The sequence below is a fragment of the Thermosulfurimonas marina genome (assembly GCF_012317585.1).
Taxonomy (GTDB): Bacteria; Desulfobacterota; Thermodesulfobacteria; order Thermodesulfobacteriales; family Thermodesulfobacteriaceae; genus Thermosulfurimonas_A; species Thermosulfurimonas_A marina.
Genome location: NZ_CP042909.1, coordinates 1,607,326 through 1,620,898, shown reverse-complemented (window position 1 = coordinate 1,620,898; position 13,573 = coordinate 1,607,326). Strand labels below are relative to the sequence as shown.

Annotated in this window: 16 protein-coding genes and 2 tRNA genes; 2 read left to right on the top strand and 16 right to left on the bottom strand. The window is 59.1% G+C overall.

The genetic code is table 11. The features are described 5' to 3' along the window. The first annotated feature begins 14 nt into the window (after positions 1 to 14). A complete protein-coding gene (gene rnr / locus FVE67_RS08445) occupies positions 15 to 2,165 on the top strand; it encodes a ribonuclease R (protein ID WP_168720159.1) in 2,151 nt (716 codons plus the stop codon). On the opposite strand, the gene FVE67_RS08440 is transcribed toward rnr, so the two are convergent. From FVE67_RS08440 to FVE67_RS08375, 14 genes are all read right to left on the bottom strand, one after another. Further along, entirely contained in the window at positions 2,134 to 2,400 is a 267-nt protein-coding gene (locus FVE67_RS08440) for a hypothetical protein (RefSeq protein WP_168720158.1), read from the bottom strand. The two genes, rnr and FVE67_RS08440, sit on opposite strands and share 32 nt — an antisense overlap. Next, positions 2,360 to 3,088 (bottom strand): DVU0298 family protein, encoded by a 729-nt coding sequence (locus FVE67_RS08435; RefSeq protein ID WP_168720157.1) that lies wholly within the window; start codon positions 3,086 to 3,088, stop codon positions 2,360 to 2,362. The genes FVE67_RS08440 and FVE67_RS08435 overlap by 41 nt, the downstream gene beginning before the upstream one ends. Then, complete coding sequence (locus tag FVE67_RS08430) at positions 3,081 to 4,283, bottom strand: FprA family A-type flavoprotein (RefSeq protein ID WP_168720156.1); 1,203 nt, start codon at positions 4,281 to 4,283, stop codon at positions 3,081 to 3,083. Before FVE67_RS08430 ends, FVE67_RS08435 begins: the two co-directional genes overlap by 8 nt. Before the next feature lie 64 nt (positions 4,284 to 4,347). Then, the gene (gene rd / locus FVE67_RS08425) at positions 4,348 to 4,512 is read right to left on the bottom strand and encodes a rubredoxin (protein WP_168720155.1); all 165 of its coding nucleotides are present in this window, start codon (positions 4,510 to 4,512) and stop codon (positions 4,348 to 4,350) included. Positions 4,513 to 4,529: 17 nt separating this feature from the next. Next, the gene (locus tag FVE67_RS08420) at positions 4,530 to 4,931 is read right to left on the bottom strand and encodes a desulfoferrodoxin (protein WP_168720154.1); all 402 of its coding nucleotides are present in this window, start codon (positions 4,929 to 4,931) and stop codon (positions 4,530 to 4,532) included. A gap of 67 nt (positions 4,932 to 4,998) precedes the next feature. After that, on the bottom strand, positions 4,999 to 5,307 hold the full coding sequence (locus tag FVE67_RS08415) for a MerR family transcriptional regulator (protein WP_168720153.1): 309 nt from the start codon (positions 5,305 to 5,307) through the stop codon (positions 4,999 to 5,001). Next, positions 5,294 to 5,590 (bottom strand): integration host factor subunit alpha, encoded by a 297-nt coding sequence (locus FVE67_RS08410; RefSeq protein WP_168720152.1) that lies wholly within the window; start codon positions 5,588 to 5,590, stop codon positions 5,294 to 5,296. Before FVE67_RS08410 ends, FVE67_RS08415 begins: the two co-directional genes overlap by 14 nt. Then, positions 5,587 to 7,983: a phenylalanine--tRNA ligase subunit beta gene (pheT, locus tag FVE67_RS08405; RefSeq protein WP_168720151.1), complete on the bottom strand. Its 2,397-nt coding sequence runs from the start codon at positions 7,981 to 7,983 to the stop codon at positions 5,587 to 5,589. The genes FVE67_RS08410 and pheT overlap by 4 nt, the downstream gene beginning before the upstream one ends. Further along, positions 7,983 to 8,993, bottom strand: a complete 1,011-nt coding sequence (gene pheS / locus FVE67_RS08400; RefSeq protein WP_168720150.1) for a phenylalanine--tRNA ligase subunit alpha — start codon at positions 8,991 to 8,993, stop codon at positions 7,983 to 7,985. Before pheS ends, pheT begins: the two co-directional genes overlap by 1 nt. Positions 8,994 to 8,999: 6 nt before the next feature. Continuing rightward, positions 9,000 to 9,356 carry a 50S ribosomal protein L20 gene (gene rplT, locus FVE67_RS08395; RefSeq protein ID WP_168720149.1) on the bottom strand — a complete coding sequence of 119 codons (357 nt, stop codon included), beginning with the start codon at positions 9,354 to 9,356 and terminating at the stop codon, positions 9,000 to 9,002. A gap of 13 nt (positions 9,357 to 9,369) precedes the next feature. Continuing rightward, positions 9,370 to 9,561 (bottom strand): 50S ribosomal protein L35, encoded by a 192-nt coding sequence (gene rpmI, locus FVE67_RS08390; RefSeq protein WP_246167886.1) that lies wholly within the window; start codon positions 9,559 to 9,561, stop codon positions 9,370 to 9,372. Between the two features lie 33 nt (positions 9,562 to 9,594). Then, positions 9,595 to 10,110, bottom strand: coding sequence for a translation initiation factor IF-3 (infC, locus tag FVE67_RS08385; RefSeq protein WP_343036328.1), 516 nt, complete (start codon positions 10,108 to 10,110; stop codon positions 9,595 to 9,597). Between the two features lie 27 nt (positions 10,111 to 10,137). Next, entirely contained in the window at positions 10,138 to 12,045 is a 1,908-nt protein-coding gene (thrS, locus tag FVE67_RS08380) for a threonine--tRNA ligase (RefSeq protein ID WP_168720146.1), read from the bottom strand. 61 nt (positions 12,046 to 12,106) lie between these two features. Beyond that, positions 12,107 to 12,181 (bottom strand) — tRNA-Val (locus tag FVE67_RS08375). Positions 12,182 to 12,388: 207 nt separating this feature from the next. On the opposite strand from FVE67_RS08375, the gene FVE67_RS08370 reads away from it, so the two are divergent. Then, a complete protein-coding gene (locus tag FVE67_RS08370; protein WP_168720145.1) occupies positions 12,389 to 12,562 on the top strand; it encodes a hypothetical protein in 174 nt (57 codons plus the stop codon). 261 nt (positions 12,563 to 12,823) lie between these two features. Here the strand turns inward: FVE67_RS08370 and FVE67_RS08365 are convergent. Further along, positions 12,824 to 12,901, bottom strand: a tRNA-Glu gene (locus FVE67_RS08365). Positions 12,902 to 12,961: 60 nt separating this feature from the next. Next, a complete protein-coding gene (gene rbr, locus FVE67_RS08360) occupies positions 12,962 to 13,537 on the bottom strand; it encodes a rubrerythrin (RefSeq protein ID WP_168720144.1) in 576 nt (191 codons plus the stop codon). Positions 13,538 to 13,573: the final 36 nt, after the last annotated feature.

The following is a 13,573-nucleotide window of genomic DNA, read 5'->3' as shown; positions in this document are numbered from 1 at the left end:
GTTAAAATCGGCCCATGGCGCGCAAGAAAAAAAGGCGTAAGAAGCGCCCGGCCTATCTAGACCTTCCTCTGCCGGAGGCCATTAAGGGGGCCATGCGGGAGGCGGGCCGCCCCCTCCTCCTGCGGGAGCTCTATCACCTCCTGCATATTCCCAAAGAAGAAAGGGCCTCCTTTCGGCGCCTGGTCAAGGGGCTTGCGGCCCGCGGGGAACTCATTCACATCAAGGGGCGACGTTACGGCCTTCCGGAGGAAATGCCTTTGGTCACCGGAAGGCTCTCGGTGCACCCCGAAGGATACGGTTTCGTAAATCCCGAAGATGAAAAGGCCCCTACGGTCTTCATCCCTCCGGGGCGACTTAAGGGGGCCCTGGACGGGGACCTGGTGGTGGCCCGCATCGAACGCCGCACCAAAAAGGGCCCTGAGGGGACGGTCATCCGCATCCTGGAGCGCCGGCGCAAGAGGATCGTGGGCTTTTTCTACCGCAGTCGCAAGGTCTCCACGGTCATCCCCGAAGACGAAAGACTTCCGGTGGAGATCCTCATTCCCCCGGGAGAGGAGCGCGGAGCCGAGGACGGGGAGATGGTAGTGGCGGAGATCACGGACTTTTCTCCCGGCCGCCGCATTCCCGAGGGCCGGGTGGTGGAGGTCCTGGGGGATCCGGAAGATCTCCAGACCCAGGCCAAGGCCGTCATCTACAATTACGAACTGCCTCACCGCTGGAGCCGCCGTGTGAGGGAGGAACTGGCCCGACTCCCCGACGAAGTACGCCCGGAAGACAAGGCCGGCCGCCGGGATCTCACCCGGGTGCCTCTGGTGACCATCGATGGGGAGAGCGCCCGGGACTTTGATGATGCGGTCTGCGTACGCCGCACCCGCACCGGCTATAAACTTTACGTGGCCATTGCTGACGTCTCCCATTACGTAAAGCCGGGCTCGGCCCTGGACCGCGAGGCCTATGAACGGGGAACCAGTGTCTATTTTCCCAACATGGTGGTCCCCATGTTCCCGGAAAAGCTCTCTAACGGACTCTGCAGCCTCAATCCCCAGGTGGAACGCCTGGCCCTGACCGTGGAGATGGACTTTGATCGGGAAGGGAACCTGCGCCGCAGTCGCTTCTATCCCGCCGTCATCCGCAGTCACGCCCGTCTCACTTACAACGAAGTCAAGGCCATGCTGGTGGACCGGGACCGGGAGTTGCGAAAGAAATACAAACCCCTTCTCCGGATGCTAGAGGCGGCAGCCGAGCTGGCCCAGCTCTTGCGCAAAAGGCGCCTTTCCCGGGGCAGTATCGACTTCGATCTTCCGGAGCCGGAAGTGGTCCTGGATCTTCAGGGGGAGATCCGGGACATCGTGCGGCGGGAGCGGCATCTGGCCCACTTTCTCATCGAGGAATTTATGATTGCCGCCAACGAGGCCGTGGCCCGTTATTTGGAAGAGCGGGGCTATCCTTTTCTCTACCGAGTGCACGAGGCGCCGGACCCGGTGAAAATTCGGGAATTTGTGGAGTTTGCGCGCACCTTAGGCCTGGATCTGGAAGCTCCGGTGGAACCTACCCCGGCCTGGGTACAGGAGGTCATTCGTCTGGCGGAGGGCCGCCCTTACGCCTATCTGGTAAACATGCTTCTTTTGCGTTCCATGAAGCAGGCCCAGTACAGTCCGGAAAACATCGGGCACTTCGGCCTGGCCTCGGCCTGCTATTGCCATTTCACTTCTCCTATCCGGCGCTATCCCGACCTGGTGGTCCACCGGACCCTCAAAACCGCTCTTAAGCGCAAACGCCCGCCCTATCCTTATGAAAAGCTGGTGGAAATGGGCAAACATCTCTCCCAGCGCGAACGCACGGCCATGGAGGCCGAACGAGAGATGCTGGAAAGGGTGCAGGTCCGCTTCATGCAGGAACATCTAGGAGAGACCTTTACCGGGATCATTTCCGGGGTCACGGCCTTTGGCTTCTTCGTGGAACTGGAAGAATATTTCGTCTCCGGACTGGTACGCCTTACAGATCTCCACGATGACTACTATTTTCTGGACGAAAAAAATCATCGCCTGGTAGGCCGCCGCACCGGCCGCCTCTTTCAGATCGGCCAAAGGGTCCGGGTGAGGGTGAAGGAGGTAAATCTAAGGCGCCGGCAGATTACTTTCGAGCTGGTAGAACCTCGGCCTTGAGAAACTCCAGATATTCTCCCCCGAAAGAAAGGGCCAGGAACCCTTCCTGGCTGGCCCGCCGCACTATCCCCAGGCTTTCCCGCAGGCGATCCACCGCCGCTCCCACCCGGAGGATGGTCCACTCCAGGCCTTCAAGACGGGTCCGGGCATCGATCACCAGTTCCCGATTAAGCCCTTCTTCCCTTTCCAGGCGTTCAAGGCGTTCCTTGATCTCCTGATAAAGGCTCCCTTCCATCCGCAGCCTCCAGGATCTCTCGGGCTAAATCCCCCACACGATAATTCCTTAATTCCCGACCATCAAAGAAATGCACCGTATAATCCGAAAAGGCCAGTTCCCGAAGGCGTGGAAGCTTCTCCTCGGGGACCACCCCCAGGCGTTTCAGGGCCCAGGCTGCCAGGCCGGCAGCGGCCAGGTCTGAGGAATCAAGAACCGGCAGGAGATAACGCGGGGCCTCTTCCGCCAGAAGGCGCTCCCTCTCCTTCTCCGCCAGGCGCCCGATACCCCAGGCCACCCCGCGCTGGGCCGGGGGAAACTCCAGAAGGTTGCCATCGGGACGGAGATAAGAGACCAGAATAGGCGTGTACTCCGCGGCCAGTCCCCGGTGTTGATAGAGGCATTCGGCCAGGGCCTCCGGAGCCCCCCAGGCCATGCCCCCAGACTCCTCATTGAGCATCCACATGAGACGCCGGATAACAATGCGGGCGGCCTCCAGATCCTCCTCGGCGATACGGGCGGTCACATAGCCCAACCCCAGGATGGCCCACCACCGCACGCGTTCTTCGCGGTGACAGAAAGCCCCGATGAGGGGACTTACCGCCTTGCGGGGGGGAAAGGCCTCAAGCCCCCGGTAAAGGGAGGAGAGGTCCGGGGCCCTTTCTAGAAGCCCCCAGACCCCCCGCTTGAGATCTCTTACCTTAGACACCGCAGGCCTCTTTGACCTTCTGGGCCAGAAGCCGGCCCAATTCCCGACACCGGGCCAGATCCTCCTCCGTGGGGGCGTATTTCACCCGAAATCCCTCGTGCACGATCTCGGTCTTGGTCTCCTCAAAGACCTTGTTGAGGTGTTTTACGGCCTCCCCGCTCCAGCCATAGGAGCCGAAGGCCAGGCCCAGCTTATTCCGCGGCCGCAAACCTTTCATATAAGTAGTAAAGCCGGCCACGGTGGGAAGAAGCCCGTTATTCAGGGTGGAAGAACCAAAGGCCAGGCCTTTGGCCCGCATAACCTCGGTCATGAGCTCCGTGGTGTCCGTTACCGAAAGCCGGAAGAATTCCGCCTCCACCCCCTCGCTGACCGCTCCCTCGTAAAGGGCCCAGGCCATCTTCTCCGTACTGTGCCACATGGTGTCATAGATGACCAGAACCCGGGGCTCGGCCTCGTAACGGCTCCAGCGGTCGTAGGCCTCAAGGATTTCTTTTACGTGCCTGCGCCAGATGACCCCGTGGTCCGGACAGATCATCTCGATCTCCAGCTTGAGGTCCTTTACCGTCTGAAGCACCTTCTGCACCTGCGGGGAGAAGGGCAACACGATGTTGGCGTAATACTTGGCCACCTCCTGGAAGAGCTCACAGAAGTCCACATCGTCGTCAAAGCGGGTGCTAGTGGCGTAGTGTTCCCCGAAGGCGTCCTGAGAAATGAGGACCTTTTCTTCCGGGATATAGGAGACCATGCTGTCCGGCCAGTGGACCATGGGGGTTTCCACAAACTGAATGGTGCGCCGACCTACCTTGAGGCTGTCTCCGGTCTTTACCTCCACGAAGGGCCAGTCCTCCCGATGGAAATAGCCGATCATCCCTAGACGGCCGTTGCGGGTGCAGAAGATCTTCTCCGGCTGGATGGCCTCCACCGTGCGGGCGATGGCCCCTCCGTGGTCGGGCTCGATGTGATTGATCACCAGGTAGTCGATCTTCCGGGGATCCCCCAGGACCTCCCGTATGTGTTCCATGAACTGATCAAAAAAATGAAGCTTTACCGTATCAAAAAGGACGACCTTTTCATCCACCAAAAGATAGGCGTTATAGGTGGTTCCCCGATGGGTGGTGTAGCCGTGAAAGTTGCGCACATTCCAGTCCACCGCCCCCACCCAGTAGAGGCCCTCTTTGATCTTCACCGCTCCCATAAGGCATCCCTCCTTTCCTTATTTTAAAAGATTCCCCGGCCCCGGCTCGGGGCCGGGGGCCACTTTAGCCCTCGTAGGGGGTAAATTCACTCTTGGCCGCCCCGCAGACCGGACAGGTCCAGCTGTCGGGAAGATCCTCAAAGGCCGTTCCCGGGGGATAGCCCCGGTCCGGATCTCCCTGGGCCGGATCGTAGATATAGCCGCAGACACTGCACTGGTACTTTTTCATGGCTTACCTCCTTTGGCTTATTTTTTCAGAGGTTCACAGACCTTAGAGGACTCCCAGAGCCCGTGAAGATTGCAGTATTCCCGGGCGGTAACCTTTTCGGCCTCCACGCAGAAGAAGGCCTCCGGAGCCTGTCCCGGTTTCAGGAACTGGATGTAGGATCGGCCGTCGGCCTGAAGCTCGATCCACTGAATGTAGTGCTTCTCCTCCATGGGGTGCGGCACGCTGCCCACCTTTACCTTATAGCCTCCCGCCACCTTCTCGATCACCGGCACGTGCTTTTCTTGGGCCGCATCCACCGAGCCGGCCTCGAGCTTTTCCATGGGCTGGCCACAACAGACCAGCTCCCCTTTCCCGGCATTAAGTACCATGACTATGTTCCCGCATACGTTACACCGATAAATACCCCGATACTCCGCCATGGGCCTCCTCCTTTTTGTGGATTTAGTCTATCTAGATATTATTATACTCAAAAATGGATTTGTCAACTCAGGAATTCAGAATCCGGTAGAGGGCCTCTAGCTCCCGGCGGAGATCGGCAAGGAGCCGCGAGGGAGATGGGCGCTCGGAAAGGGCCTTGCGGGCTCCGGCAATGGTGTATCCTTCTTCATAAAGAAGGTGCTTGATGCGCCGCAGAAGCTCGATCTCCCGCGGACCGTAAAGGCGTCTTCCGGCCAGACGCCGCGGTCTTAACTGCGGGAACTCCTTTTCCCAATATCGAATAACATGGGGCTCCAGGCCGAGGAGTTCGGCCACCTCACCGATGGTGTGATAGCGAGGGCGCTCATTCCTGGGCATGCAAAAGGGCCTTGAGGGTGGGGGCCGCCCGGAAAAGCACCGTCCTGGCCCCAGGGATGATAATGGCTTCTCCCGTCCGGGGGTTGACTCCCCGGCGGGGCCGGCGATAGTGCACCCGAAAGTGGCCGAAGTGCACGATCTTAACCTCCTCCCCCCTCTCAAGGGCGGTCTTCATCTCCTCAAGCAGGGCCTCCACCAGACGATACATACTCCTTTCCGAAAAACCAAATCGCTCGTGTAAGCGGCGGGCCAGCTCCCGCTTGGTAAAGGTCTTGGGCTTCATCGCCGGCGCCCTCCAAAGGCCGAAAGGACCTTGGCGGCGACCTCCTCCTGCAGGGCGTTGACCTCCTCGTCGGTAAGGGTGCGCTCCGGGGCCCGATAGACGAAACGAATGGTTACACTCTTTTCTCCTGCCGCAAGCGGCTCTCCCCGATACACATCCACCACCTCCACCTTCTCCAAATAAGGAATATCGAGCCCGGTGAGAAATTGCAAGACCTCGCCGGCGGGAACCTCCTCGCGGAGCACCAAAGAAAGGTCCCGGGAGGTGGCTGGAAAGCGCGGCAGTCCCTGATAACGTCGGGGAAGCTCCGGAAGGGCTAGACAGGCCGTAAGATCCATCTCCGCCACTAGAAGAGGGGCCGGAAGCTCGTATTGGGCCCGGAGGTAGTTCTTGACCTCCCCGGCATAGCCTATCTCCTGCTCCCCGGCCAGAAGACGAAAAGATAAGCCCCGGCGCAAGAAGACCTCTCGGGACTGGGGTTTGAGGGTCAGCCCCGAAAGCCCCAGGGACTCAAAGAGGGTCTCGAGCACCCCTTTGAGATCATAAATATCGGCCGGCCGGCCCCGCCCTCCCCAGAAGGGAGGCTCAAAAAGGCCCAGGACCAACAGCCCCAGGTGAAGGCGCTCTTCCGGCAACTCCCCTTCTCCCGGGAAAAAGACCCTCCCCACTTCGAAGATTCGCAGACGCCCCACCTCGCGGAAAAAATTGAAACGGGCCGTCTCCAGCAACCCGGGAAGAAGGGTGGTCCGCATCACGGACTGGGTCTCGGAGAGGGGGTTGGCCAGGCGCAGGGGACGCAAACGGGGATCGCCCTCGGGAAGTTCAAGGACCTCCAGGGCTCGGGGATCGATAAAACTGTAGTTGATCACCTCGTAAAAACCCAGCGCCGTGAGGGCCTCCCGCACCCGGGAAAGCACACGATCTTCCCTTTCTAGAGGCCGAGCCGAAAGCTCTCCCACCGGCAGGGTCACCGGAAGGCGGTCATAGCCGTAGAGCCGGGCTACCTCCTCGATAAGGTCCTCCTCCAGGACCAGATCACCCCTATGGGAGGGCGGCCGGAAGAGGAGCTCCTCCTCTCCCACTTGCACCTCCCCCCCCAAGCGTTTGAGATATGCGCCCGCCTCGGAGAAGGGCCGCTCCCAGCGGAGATAACTTATGAGCTTGGTGCGGCGCAGACGGATCTCCGGGGCCTTCCAGGGCCGAGGATAGAGGTCTATCTTTCCCGGAAGAATCCTTCCTCCAGCCACTTCCACCAGCAGGGCTGCCGCCCGGTCTAGGGCCCGAGGCACCCCCTCCGGATCCACCCCCCTTTCAAAGCGGTAGGAACTTTCCGTGGAAAGACGCAGGCTCCGGGCCGAACGGCGGATCCTCACCGGATTGAACCAGGCGGATTCCAGAAACACCCTCCGGGTCTCCTCCCTGACCCCACTTTCTTCCCCGCCCATCACCCCGGCTACAGCCACCGGCCCCTCGGCATCGGCAATCACCAAGGTGCCGGTCGGAAGCTCGCGCCACTGTCCGTCCAGAGTGCGCAGCCCCTCCCCCTCCCGGGCGGCCCGCACCAGAATCCTTTTTCCCCGGATCCTTTCGTAATCGAAGGCATGAAGGGGCTGGCCCAGCTCGAGCATCACATAATTGGTCACATCCACCAGATTGTTGAGGGGCCGCAGCCCGCACATCCAGAGCCTCTGGGCCATCCAAAAAGGGGATTCCCCTACGGAAAGCCCTTCGAGGAGCCTTCCCGCGTAGCGAAAACACCCCTCCTCGTCCTCAATGGCGCACTCCAGGTATTCCCGGAGATCTCCTTCAGGGAACGCGGGGATTTCCGGAAACTTGAGCGGGGCTCCGGTAAGGGCCGAGACCTCCCGAGCCACCCCCAGGATGGAAAGACAATCCCCCCGGTTGGGGGTAACCGCCACCTCAAGGACCGGCTCCGAAAGCCCCAGGGCCTCATGGAAGGGAAAGCCGGGCTCGGCCTCCGGGGGAAGAATCAGGAGCCGATTTTTTTCTTCCGAGACCCCGGCTTCATAAGGAGAAAGAAGCAGGCCCTCGGAAGGCACCCCCCGAAGGCGGGTCTCCTGGACCTTAGCCCCGGAAAAGGTGACCGCTCCCGGAAGGGCCAGCGCCACTTTGAGGCCAGGCTTAAGCCCCGGGGCCCCGGAGACCACGGTATAGCGCCTTTTTCCGTCGGAAAGCTCGCACACCGCAAGGCGGTCGGCCTCTGGATGGGCCTTGACTTCCAGAATTTCCGCCGCCACCACCGGACCCAGGGCCTGATAGGCCTCCTCTACCCCTTCCACCTCCAGGCCCCCCAGAGTAAGCCTTTCGGCCAACTCCTCGGCTGAAAGCTCCGTTTCCACCAGCTCCTTCAACCAACTTACCGGGACCCGCATCAGAATTGCTCCAGAAAGCGGAGATGATTTTCATAAAAAAGCCGGATATCGTCGATCCCGTGACGCAGCATAGCGATGCGCTCCACTCCCAGGCCAAAGGCCAGCCCCTGCCACTTTTCAGTATCATAACCCACACCCCGCAGCACCTGGGGATGAACCATCCCGGCCCCCAGGATCTCCAACCAGCCGGTCTCTCCGCAGAGCCGACAGCCCTTTCCCCGACAGATCACACATTCGATATCCATCTCCGCGCTGGGTTCGGTGAAGGGGAAATAGCTGGGCCGAAAGCGCACCCGGGTCTCTGGACCGAAGATCTCCCGGGCGAAATAGGTGAGAAGGCCCTTAAGGTCGGTAAAGCTCACTTCCCGGTCCACCAGAAGGCCCTCCACCTGATGGAACATGGGGGTGTGGCGCACATCGGAGTCGCAGCGGTAGACCTTTCCCGGGGCGATGATCCGCAGGGGCGGCCTGTGGGCCAGCATGGTCCGGATCTGAATGGGCGAGGTGTGGGTGCGCAGGAGAAGCCCTCCCTCCAAATAAAAGGTATCCTGCATGTCCCGGGCGGGATGGTCTGGAGGGATATTCAGGGCCTCGAAGTTGTAGTAGTCGGTCTCCACTTCCGGGCCCCGGGCCAGGTCAAAACCCAGCCGCAGAAAGACCGCACAGATCTCCTGCAGGGTCTGGGTCACCGGATGGAGACGCCCGAGTTCGAAGGGACGCCCCGGCAGGGTAAGATCCACCCCCGGGGTCTCGTCTTCGGCCGCCCGTAGAAGGGCCTCCCGGCGGGCTCGCAGGGCCTCTTCCAGCTCGTCCCGCAACTCGTTGGCCAGCCGCCCCACCCGCCGCCTTTGTTCCGGAGGGAGATCCTTGAGACCCTTGAGGATGCGGGTAATCTCGCCCTTTTTTCCTAGGTAACGAACGCGGAACTCTTCCAAGGCCTTAAGGTCAGGGAGGGCGGCCAGCTCTTCTTTAAGGCGCGACCTTAAGGCCTCCAGCTCCTTTTCGGTCATGGAGGGTTACTGCCAGGCGGCCCGGGCCTTCTCCACCAGCTTGGCAAAGACCTCCGGCTCCGTTACCGCCAGATTGGCCAGGATCTTGCGATCCAGGGCAATGCCGGCCTTCTTGAGGCCTCCCATGAAACGGCTGTAATTCATCCCGTGAAGCCGGGCCGCGGCATTGATGCGTACCTGCCAGAGCCTCCGGAAATCGCGCTTTTTCTGTTTACGATCCCGATAGGCGTAGACCAGGGCCCGTTCCACCGTCTCCCGCACCCGCCGGAAACAGTTCTTGCGCTGGCCCCAGTAACCCTTGGCCATGCGGATGAGCTTCTTGTGTCGCCTCCGAGTCTTAAATCCGCCTTTTGCCCGCGGCATCTTTTCCCCTCCCTTAGAACTTATAAGGTACCAAGCGCTTGACGTGCTTTACGTAGCCACCCTCCAGGACCTTGTCCTGCCGCAAGCGGCGTTTGCGCTTGGCGGTCTTTTTCCGGTTGAGGTGGCTGCGACCGGCCCGAAAGTGCACCAGCTTGCCCTTACCCGTAACCTTAAATCGCTTGGCCGCCGAACGATTGGTCTTCATCTTGTTTTTCTTGCCCATGGTCTCACCTGCCTTTTATTTCTTAAGGGGGGCCAGAATCATGATCATCTGTCGGCCCTCCATCCGGGGAGCCATCTCGACCTGGCCCAAATCCTTAACCGCTTCCTGGATCTTTTGCAAGACCTTCTGCGCCAGCTCCGGATGCACAATCTCCCGGCCCCGGAAAAAGACCCGGATTTTGACCTTGTTATTATCCTCCAGAAAGCGCCTTATATGCCGAATCTTGGTCTGGAGATCATGTTCCTCGGTCTTGGGACGGACCTTGATTTCCTTGAGCTCTACCTGGCTCTGGCGCTTCTTGGCTTCCTTGGCCTTCTTGGCCTCCTGATAGAGAAATTGTCCGTAGTCCATGATCTTGCAGACCGGGGGACTGGCCTGAGGGGCCACTTCCACCAGATCCAGCCCGTATTCCTCAGCCCGAGCCAGGGCCTCCCGCAGAGGCACAATTCCGATCTGTTTTCCGTCCGGACCGATGAGCCGTACCTCCCGGGCCCGGATCTGTTCGTTAATCCGATAGCGGCGCTTGTCTATGCTTCCCAAAAAAACCTCCCTCTTAGATTAGATTTTTTTGCTCTGGATTTCTTCTCGGAGTTTACGCAAAAATTCTTCCGGAGAAAAGCTCAAGTTTTCTCCGGTCCGGGTGCGCACCGTAAGGCGCTCTTCTTCCACCTCCCGATCCCCCACGATGACCATGTAGGGGACCTTCTTGACCTGAGCCTCCCGGATCTTGTAGCCCAAGCGTTCCCCACGGAAGTCCGGCTCCACCCGTATTCCTGCGGCCTGCAGAAGATCACAGACCTTACGGGCGAAGGGCTCGTGGCGGTCCGCCACGGTGAGCACCGCTACCTGCACCGGAGCCAGCCACAGGGGAAAGGCCCCGGCGTAATGCTCGATGAGGACCCCGAAAAATCTCTCCAGAGACCCCAAAAGGGCCCGGTGAATCATAATGGGCCGGTGGGGACGATTGTCCGGCCCCATGTAGGAGATATCGAATCTTTCCGGGATGTTGAAGTCCACCTGAATGGTGGAACACTGCCAGAAACGGCCCAGTACGTCCCGGATCTTGAGATCGATCTTGGGACCGTAAAAGACCCCCTCTCCGGGATCAATCTCGTAGGGAAGGCCCTTCTTTTCCAAGGCCGCCCGCAAAGCCCCTTCGGCCTTCTCCCACACCTCCTCCGAGCCCACATATTTCTCGGGGCGGGTGGAAAGATAGATCTGATACTCCTCAAAACCGAAAACCGTAAGGAAATAGACCACCAGATCGAGCACCCGAAAGATCTCCTCCTCTAACTGATCCTCCCGACAGAAGATGTGGGCGTCGTCCTGGGTGAAGCCCCGCACCCGCATGAGACCGTGAAGGACCCCGCTGCGCTCGTAACGGTAGACTGTCCCCAGTTCACAGTAACGGATGGGAAACTCCCGGTAGCTCCGCTTGCGGCTCTTGTAGATCAGGATGTGAAAGGGACAATTCATGGGCTTGAGCTGGTAGGCCCTCTCATCGATCTCCATGGGGGCGAACATGTTTTCGGCATAGAAATCCAGATGCCCGGACATCTTCCAGAGATCCCGCAGGGCGATGTGGGGGGTAAAGACCAGCTGGTAGCCCCGCCTGAGATGTTCCTCCCGCCAGAAATCCTCAATCTCCTTGCGGACTATAGCCCCCCTGGGGTGCCAGAGAATGAGCCCCGGGCCTACCTCTTCTTCAATACTGAAAAGTTCAAGCTCCCGGCCCAGACGACGGTGATCTCGGCGCTTGGCCTCCTCCAGACGCTTTAAGTATTCTTTAAGGGCTTCCTGGTCGAAAAAGGCCGTGCCGTAAATGCGCTGGAGTTGAGGGTTGCGTTCGTCTCCCCGCCAGTAGGCCCCGGCCACCGAAAGGAGCTTGAAGGCCTTGACCATCCCGGTGTGAGGAAGGTGGGGCCCCCGACAAAGGTCCACGAAATCTCCCTGCCGATAAATACTCACCCTTTCTTCCGGAATCTCTTTAAGGAGCTCCACCTTGTAAGTCTCGCCCCGGGAGGCAAAAAACCGCTCGGCCTCCTGGCGCGGAAGCTCCTCCCTCTTAAGGGGCAGACGACGCTTGACGATCTCCTTCATGCGCTTTTCGATGGCCGCAAGGTCCTCCTCGGTGAAGGGCCTCTGGTAATCGAAGTCGTAGTAAAAGCCTTCCTCCGTGGCCGGGCCGATCCCCAGACGGGCTTCCGGAAAGAGCTCCTTTACCGCCTGGGCCAGGACGTGGGCCGCCGTGTGCCGCAGGACCTCCAGAGCCTCGGGATCCTCGGGAAAGATGGGCTCCACTTCTCCCCCTTCAAGAAGGGGGGAGTGAAGATCTAGGAGCTGGCCATTTACCCGGAAGGCCACCGGACGGCGGCCCTCAAAATCAAAGACTTCCAGTAGACGGGCGGCAGGCACCCCGGACTCGACTTCGGCCTCTTGTCCCCGATAATGGAGATGGATTTTCACCTCCCCTACTCCTAATAAAACTAAGGCCTCCCGGGGCTGCCCCCAAGAGGCCTTTAATAAATGGTAGGCGCGGGCGGGATCGAACCGCCGACCTCTTGCGCGTCAAGCAAGCGCTCTCCCACTGAGCTACGCGCCTTCCCTTTCCATTGGTGATTTATTAACAAGTCCCGCAGAAGCTGTCAACCAGATTACGGGCACTTTCTAAAGCCGCACCCCGGGCCTCCCCCCCCGATTTCCAGAAATTATTTTTTCCATAATCTGGAAATTTGGAGTATCTTAATTGACTTTGTCTTTAACCTGTTTTATGGTATAAACAGAATCCAAAAAGAAGGGGGTGAGTCAAATGAAAGCCATTAAAAATGCCGGTCTCTTAGGGGTGGGTTTGGTAAGCTTTGCAGTGTTAGGGCCCTTTGCCATCTTCCCCGCGATCGCTGGGCTAGCTTATATCTCCAAGCTGGCTGAGGGTTATCACGAGGTCTACCAGACCGAACTCGAGCCTGCTGAGGTGACCGCCTAAAACTCGGGGGAGGCCTCAGGCCTCCCCTTTTATTTTTTCTCCTCCTTAGCAACTCTCTTGAGATATCTTGAATAACCTTTCCTGAAAGAAGTTCTGAAACTCCTTCAACAGTTTCCTTGGAAATCCGGGCATAGTTTTCCAAATCTTGCCCTGTAGCCTCTCCAAAAAGTTTATTGCAAGAGACTATAATTATGCGGAAATTACGATTCGAATTTTCCGAGAGCAAGCTTAGCGAATTTTAAAAAAGTCCAAAATTAAAAATGGCGTCCCCGGCGGGATTTGAACCCACGTTGCCGGCGTGAAAGGCCGGTGTCCTGGACCTGGCTAGACGACGGGGACGCCGTTTTTTTTGGGGCTTAAAAATAACGGCCCTTCCCAGAACTGTCAAGCACGCGGCCTTTAAAAATTCTCACAAAGGGGCTCAAAGTAGCCCCGGGGATGGGCACAGGAGGGGCACTCCTCCGGGGCCTCTGGTCCCACATGGATATAGCCGCAGTTGCGACAGCGCCAGGCGATGGGCTCGTCGCGCTTAAAAAGCGTGCCGTTTTTGATCCGCTCGGCCAGGGCCCGATAACGCTTTTCGTGAAATTTCTCCGCCTCGGCAATGGCCTCCAGCACCGCCGCCACCTCCGGGAAGCCCTCCTCCCGGGCCACCCGAGCAAATTCGGGATACATCTGACTGTGTTCATAGTTTTCGCCCTCGGCCGCGGCCAGAAGGTTCTCCAGGGTGTTCCCTATGCGGCCCGCAGGATAAGCAGCCTGGATCTCTACCAAACCCCCTTCCAGAAACTTGAAAATACGCTTTGCGTGTTCCTTTTCCTGCTCCGCGGTCTCCAGAAAGATGTCCGCAATGCGCTGAAACCCCTCTTTCTTGGCCTGAGAAGCGAAAAAGGTGTAGCGATTGCGGGCCTGAGACTCTCCGGCAAAGGCCGTCAAAAGATTCCTCTCCGTACGGGTGCCCTTCAAACTCTTCATTCCGGCCTCCTTTGAATTAATTTTTGTTTAGAGCTT

Bases quoted from the DNA above. Each gene is read 5' to 3' on its own strand.
- FVE67_RS08420 (WP_168720154.1), bottom strand. From the start codon at position 4,931: ATGGCGGAGTATCGGGGTATTTATCGGTGTAACGTATGCGGGAACATA.
- rnr (WP_168720159.1), top strand. From the start codon at position 15: ATGGCGCGCAAGAAAAAAAGGCGTAAGAAGCGCCCGGCCTATCTAGAC.
- FVE67_RS08440 (WP_168720158.1), bottom strand. From the start codon at position 2,400: ATGGAAGGGAGCCTTTATCAGGAGATCAAGGAACGCCTTGAACGCCTG.
- rplT (WP_168720149.1), bottom strand. From the start codon at position 9,356: ATGCCGCGGGCAAAAGGCGGATTTAAGACTCGGAGGCGACACAAGAAG.
- pheT (WP_168720151.1), bottom strand. From the start codon at position 7,983: ATGCGGGTCCCGGTAAGTTGGTTGAAGGAGCTGGTGGAAACGGAGCTT.
- FVE67_RS08410 (WP_168720152.1), bottom strand. From the start codon at position 5,590: ATGAAGCCCAAGACCTTTACCAAGCGGGAGCTGGCCCGCCGCTTACAC.
- pheS (WP_168720150.1), bottom strand. From the start codon at position 8,993: ATGACCGAAAAGGAGCTGGAGGCCTTAAGGTCGCGCCTTAAAGAAGAG.
- rpmI (WP_246167886.1), bottom strand. From the start codon at position 9,561: ATGAAGACCAATCGTTCGGCGGCCAAGCGATTTAAGGTTACGGGTAAG.
- FVE67_RS08430 (WP_168720156.1), bottom strand. From the start codon at position 4,283: ATGGGAGCGGTGAAGATCAAAGAGGGCCTCTACTGGGTGGGGGCGGTG.
- rbr (WP_168720144.1), bottom strand. From the start codon at position 13,537: ATGAAGAGTTTGAAGGGCACCCGTACGGAGAGGAATCTTTTGACGGCC.
- FVE67_RS08415 (WP_168720153.1), bottom strand. From the start codon at position 5,307: ATGCCCAGGAATGAGCGCCCTCGCTATCACACCATCGGTGAGGTGGCC.
- rd (WP_168720155.1), bottom strand. From the start codon at position 4,512: ATGAAAAAGTACCAGTGCAGTGTCTGCGGCTATATCTACGATCCGGCC.
- FVE67_RS08370 (WP_168720145.1), top strand. From the start codon at position 12,389: ATGAAAGCCATTAAAAATGCCGGTCTCTTAGGGGTGGGTTTGGTAAGC.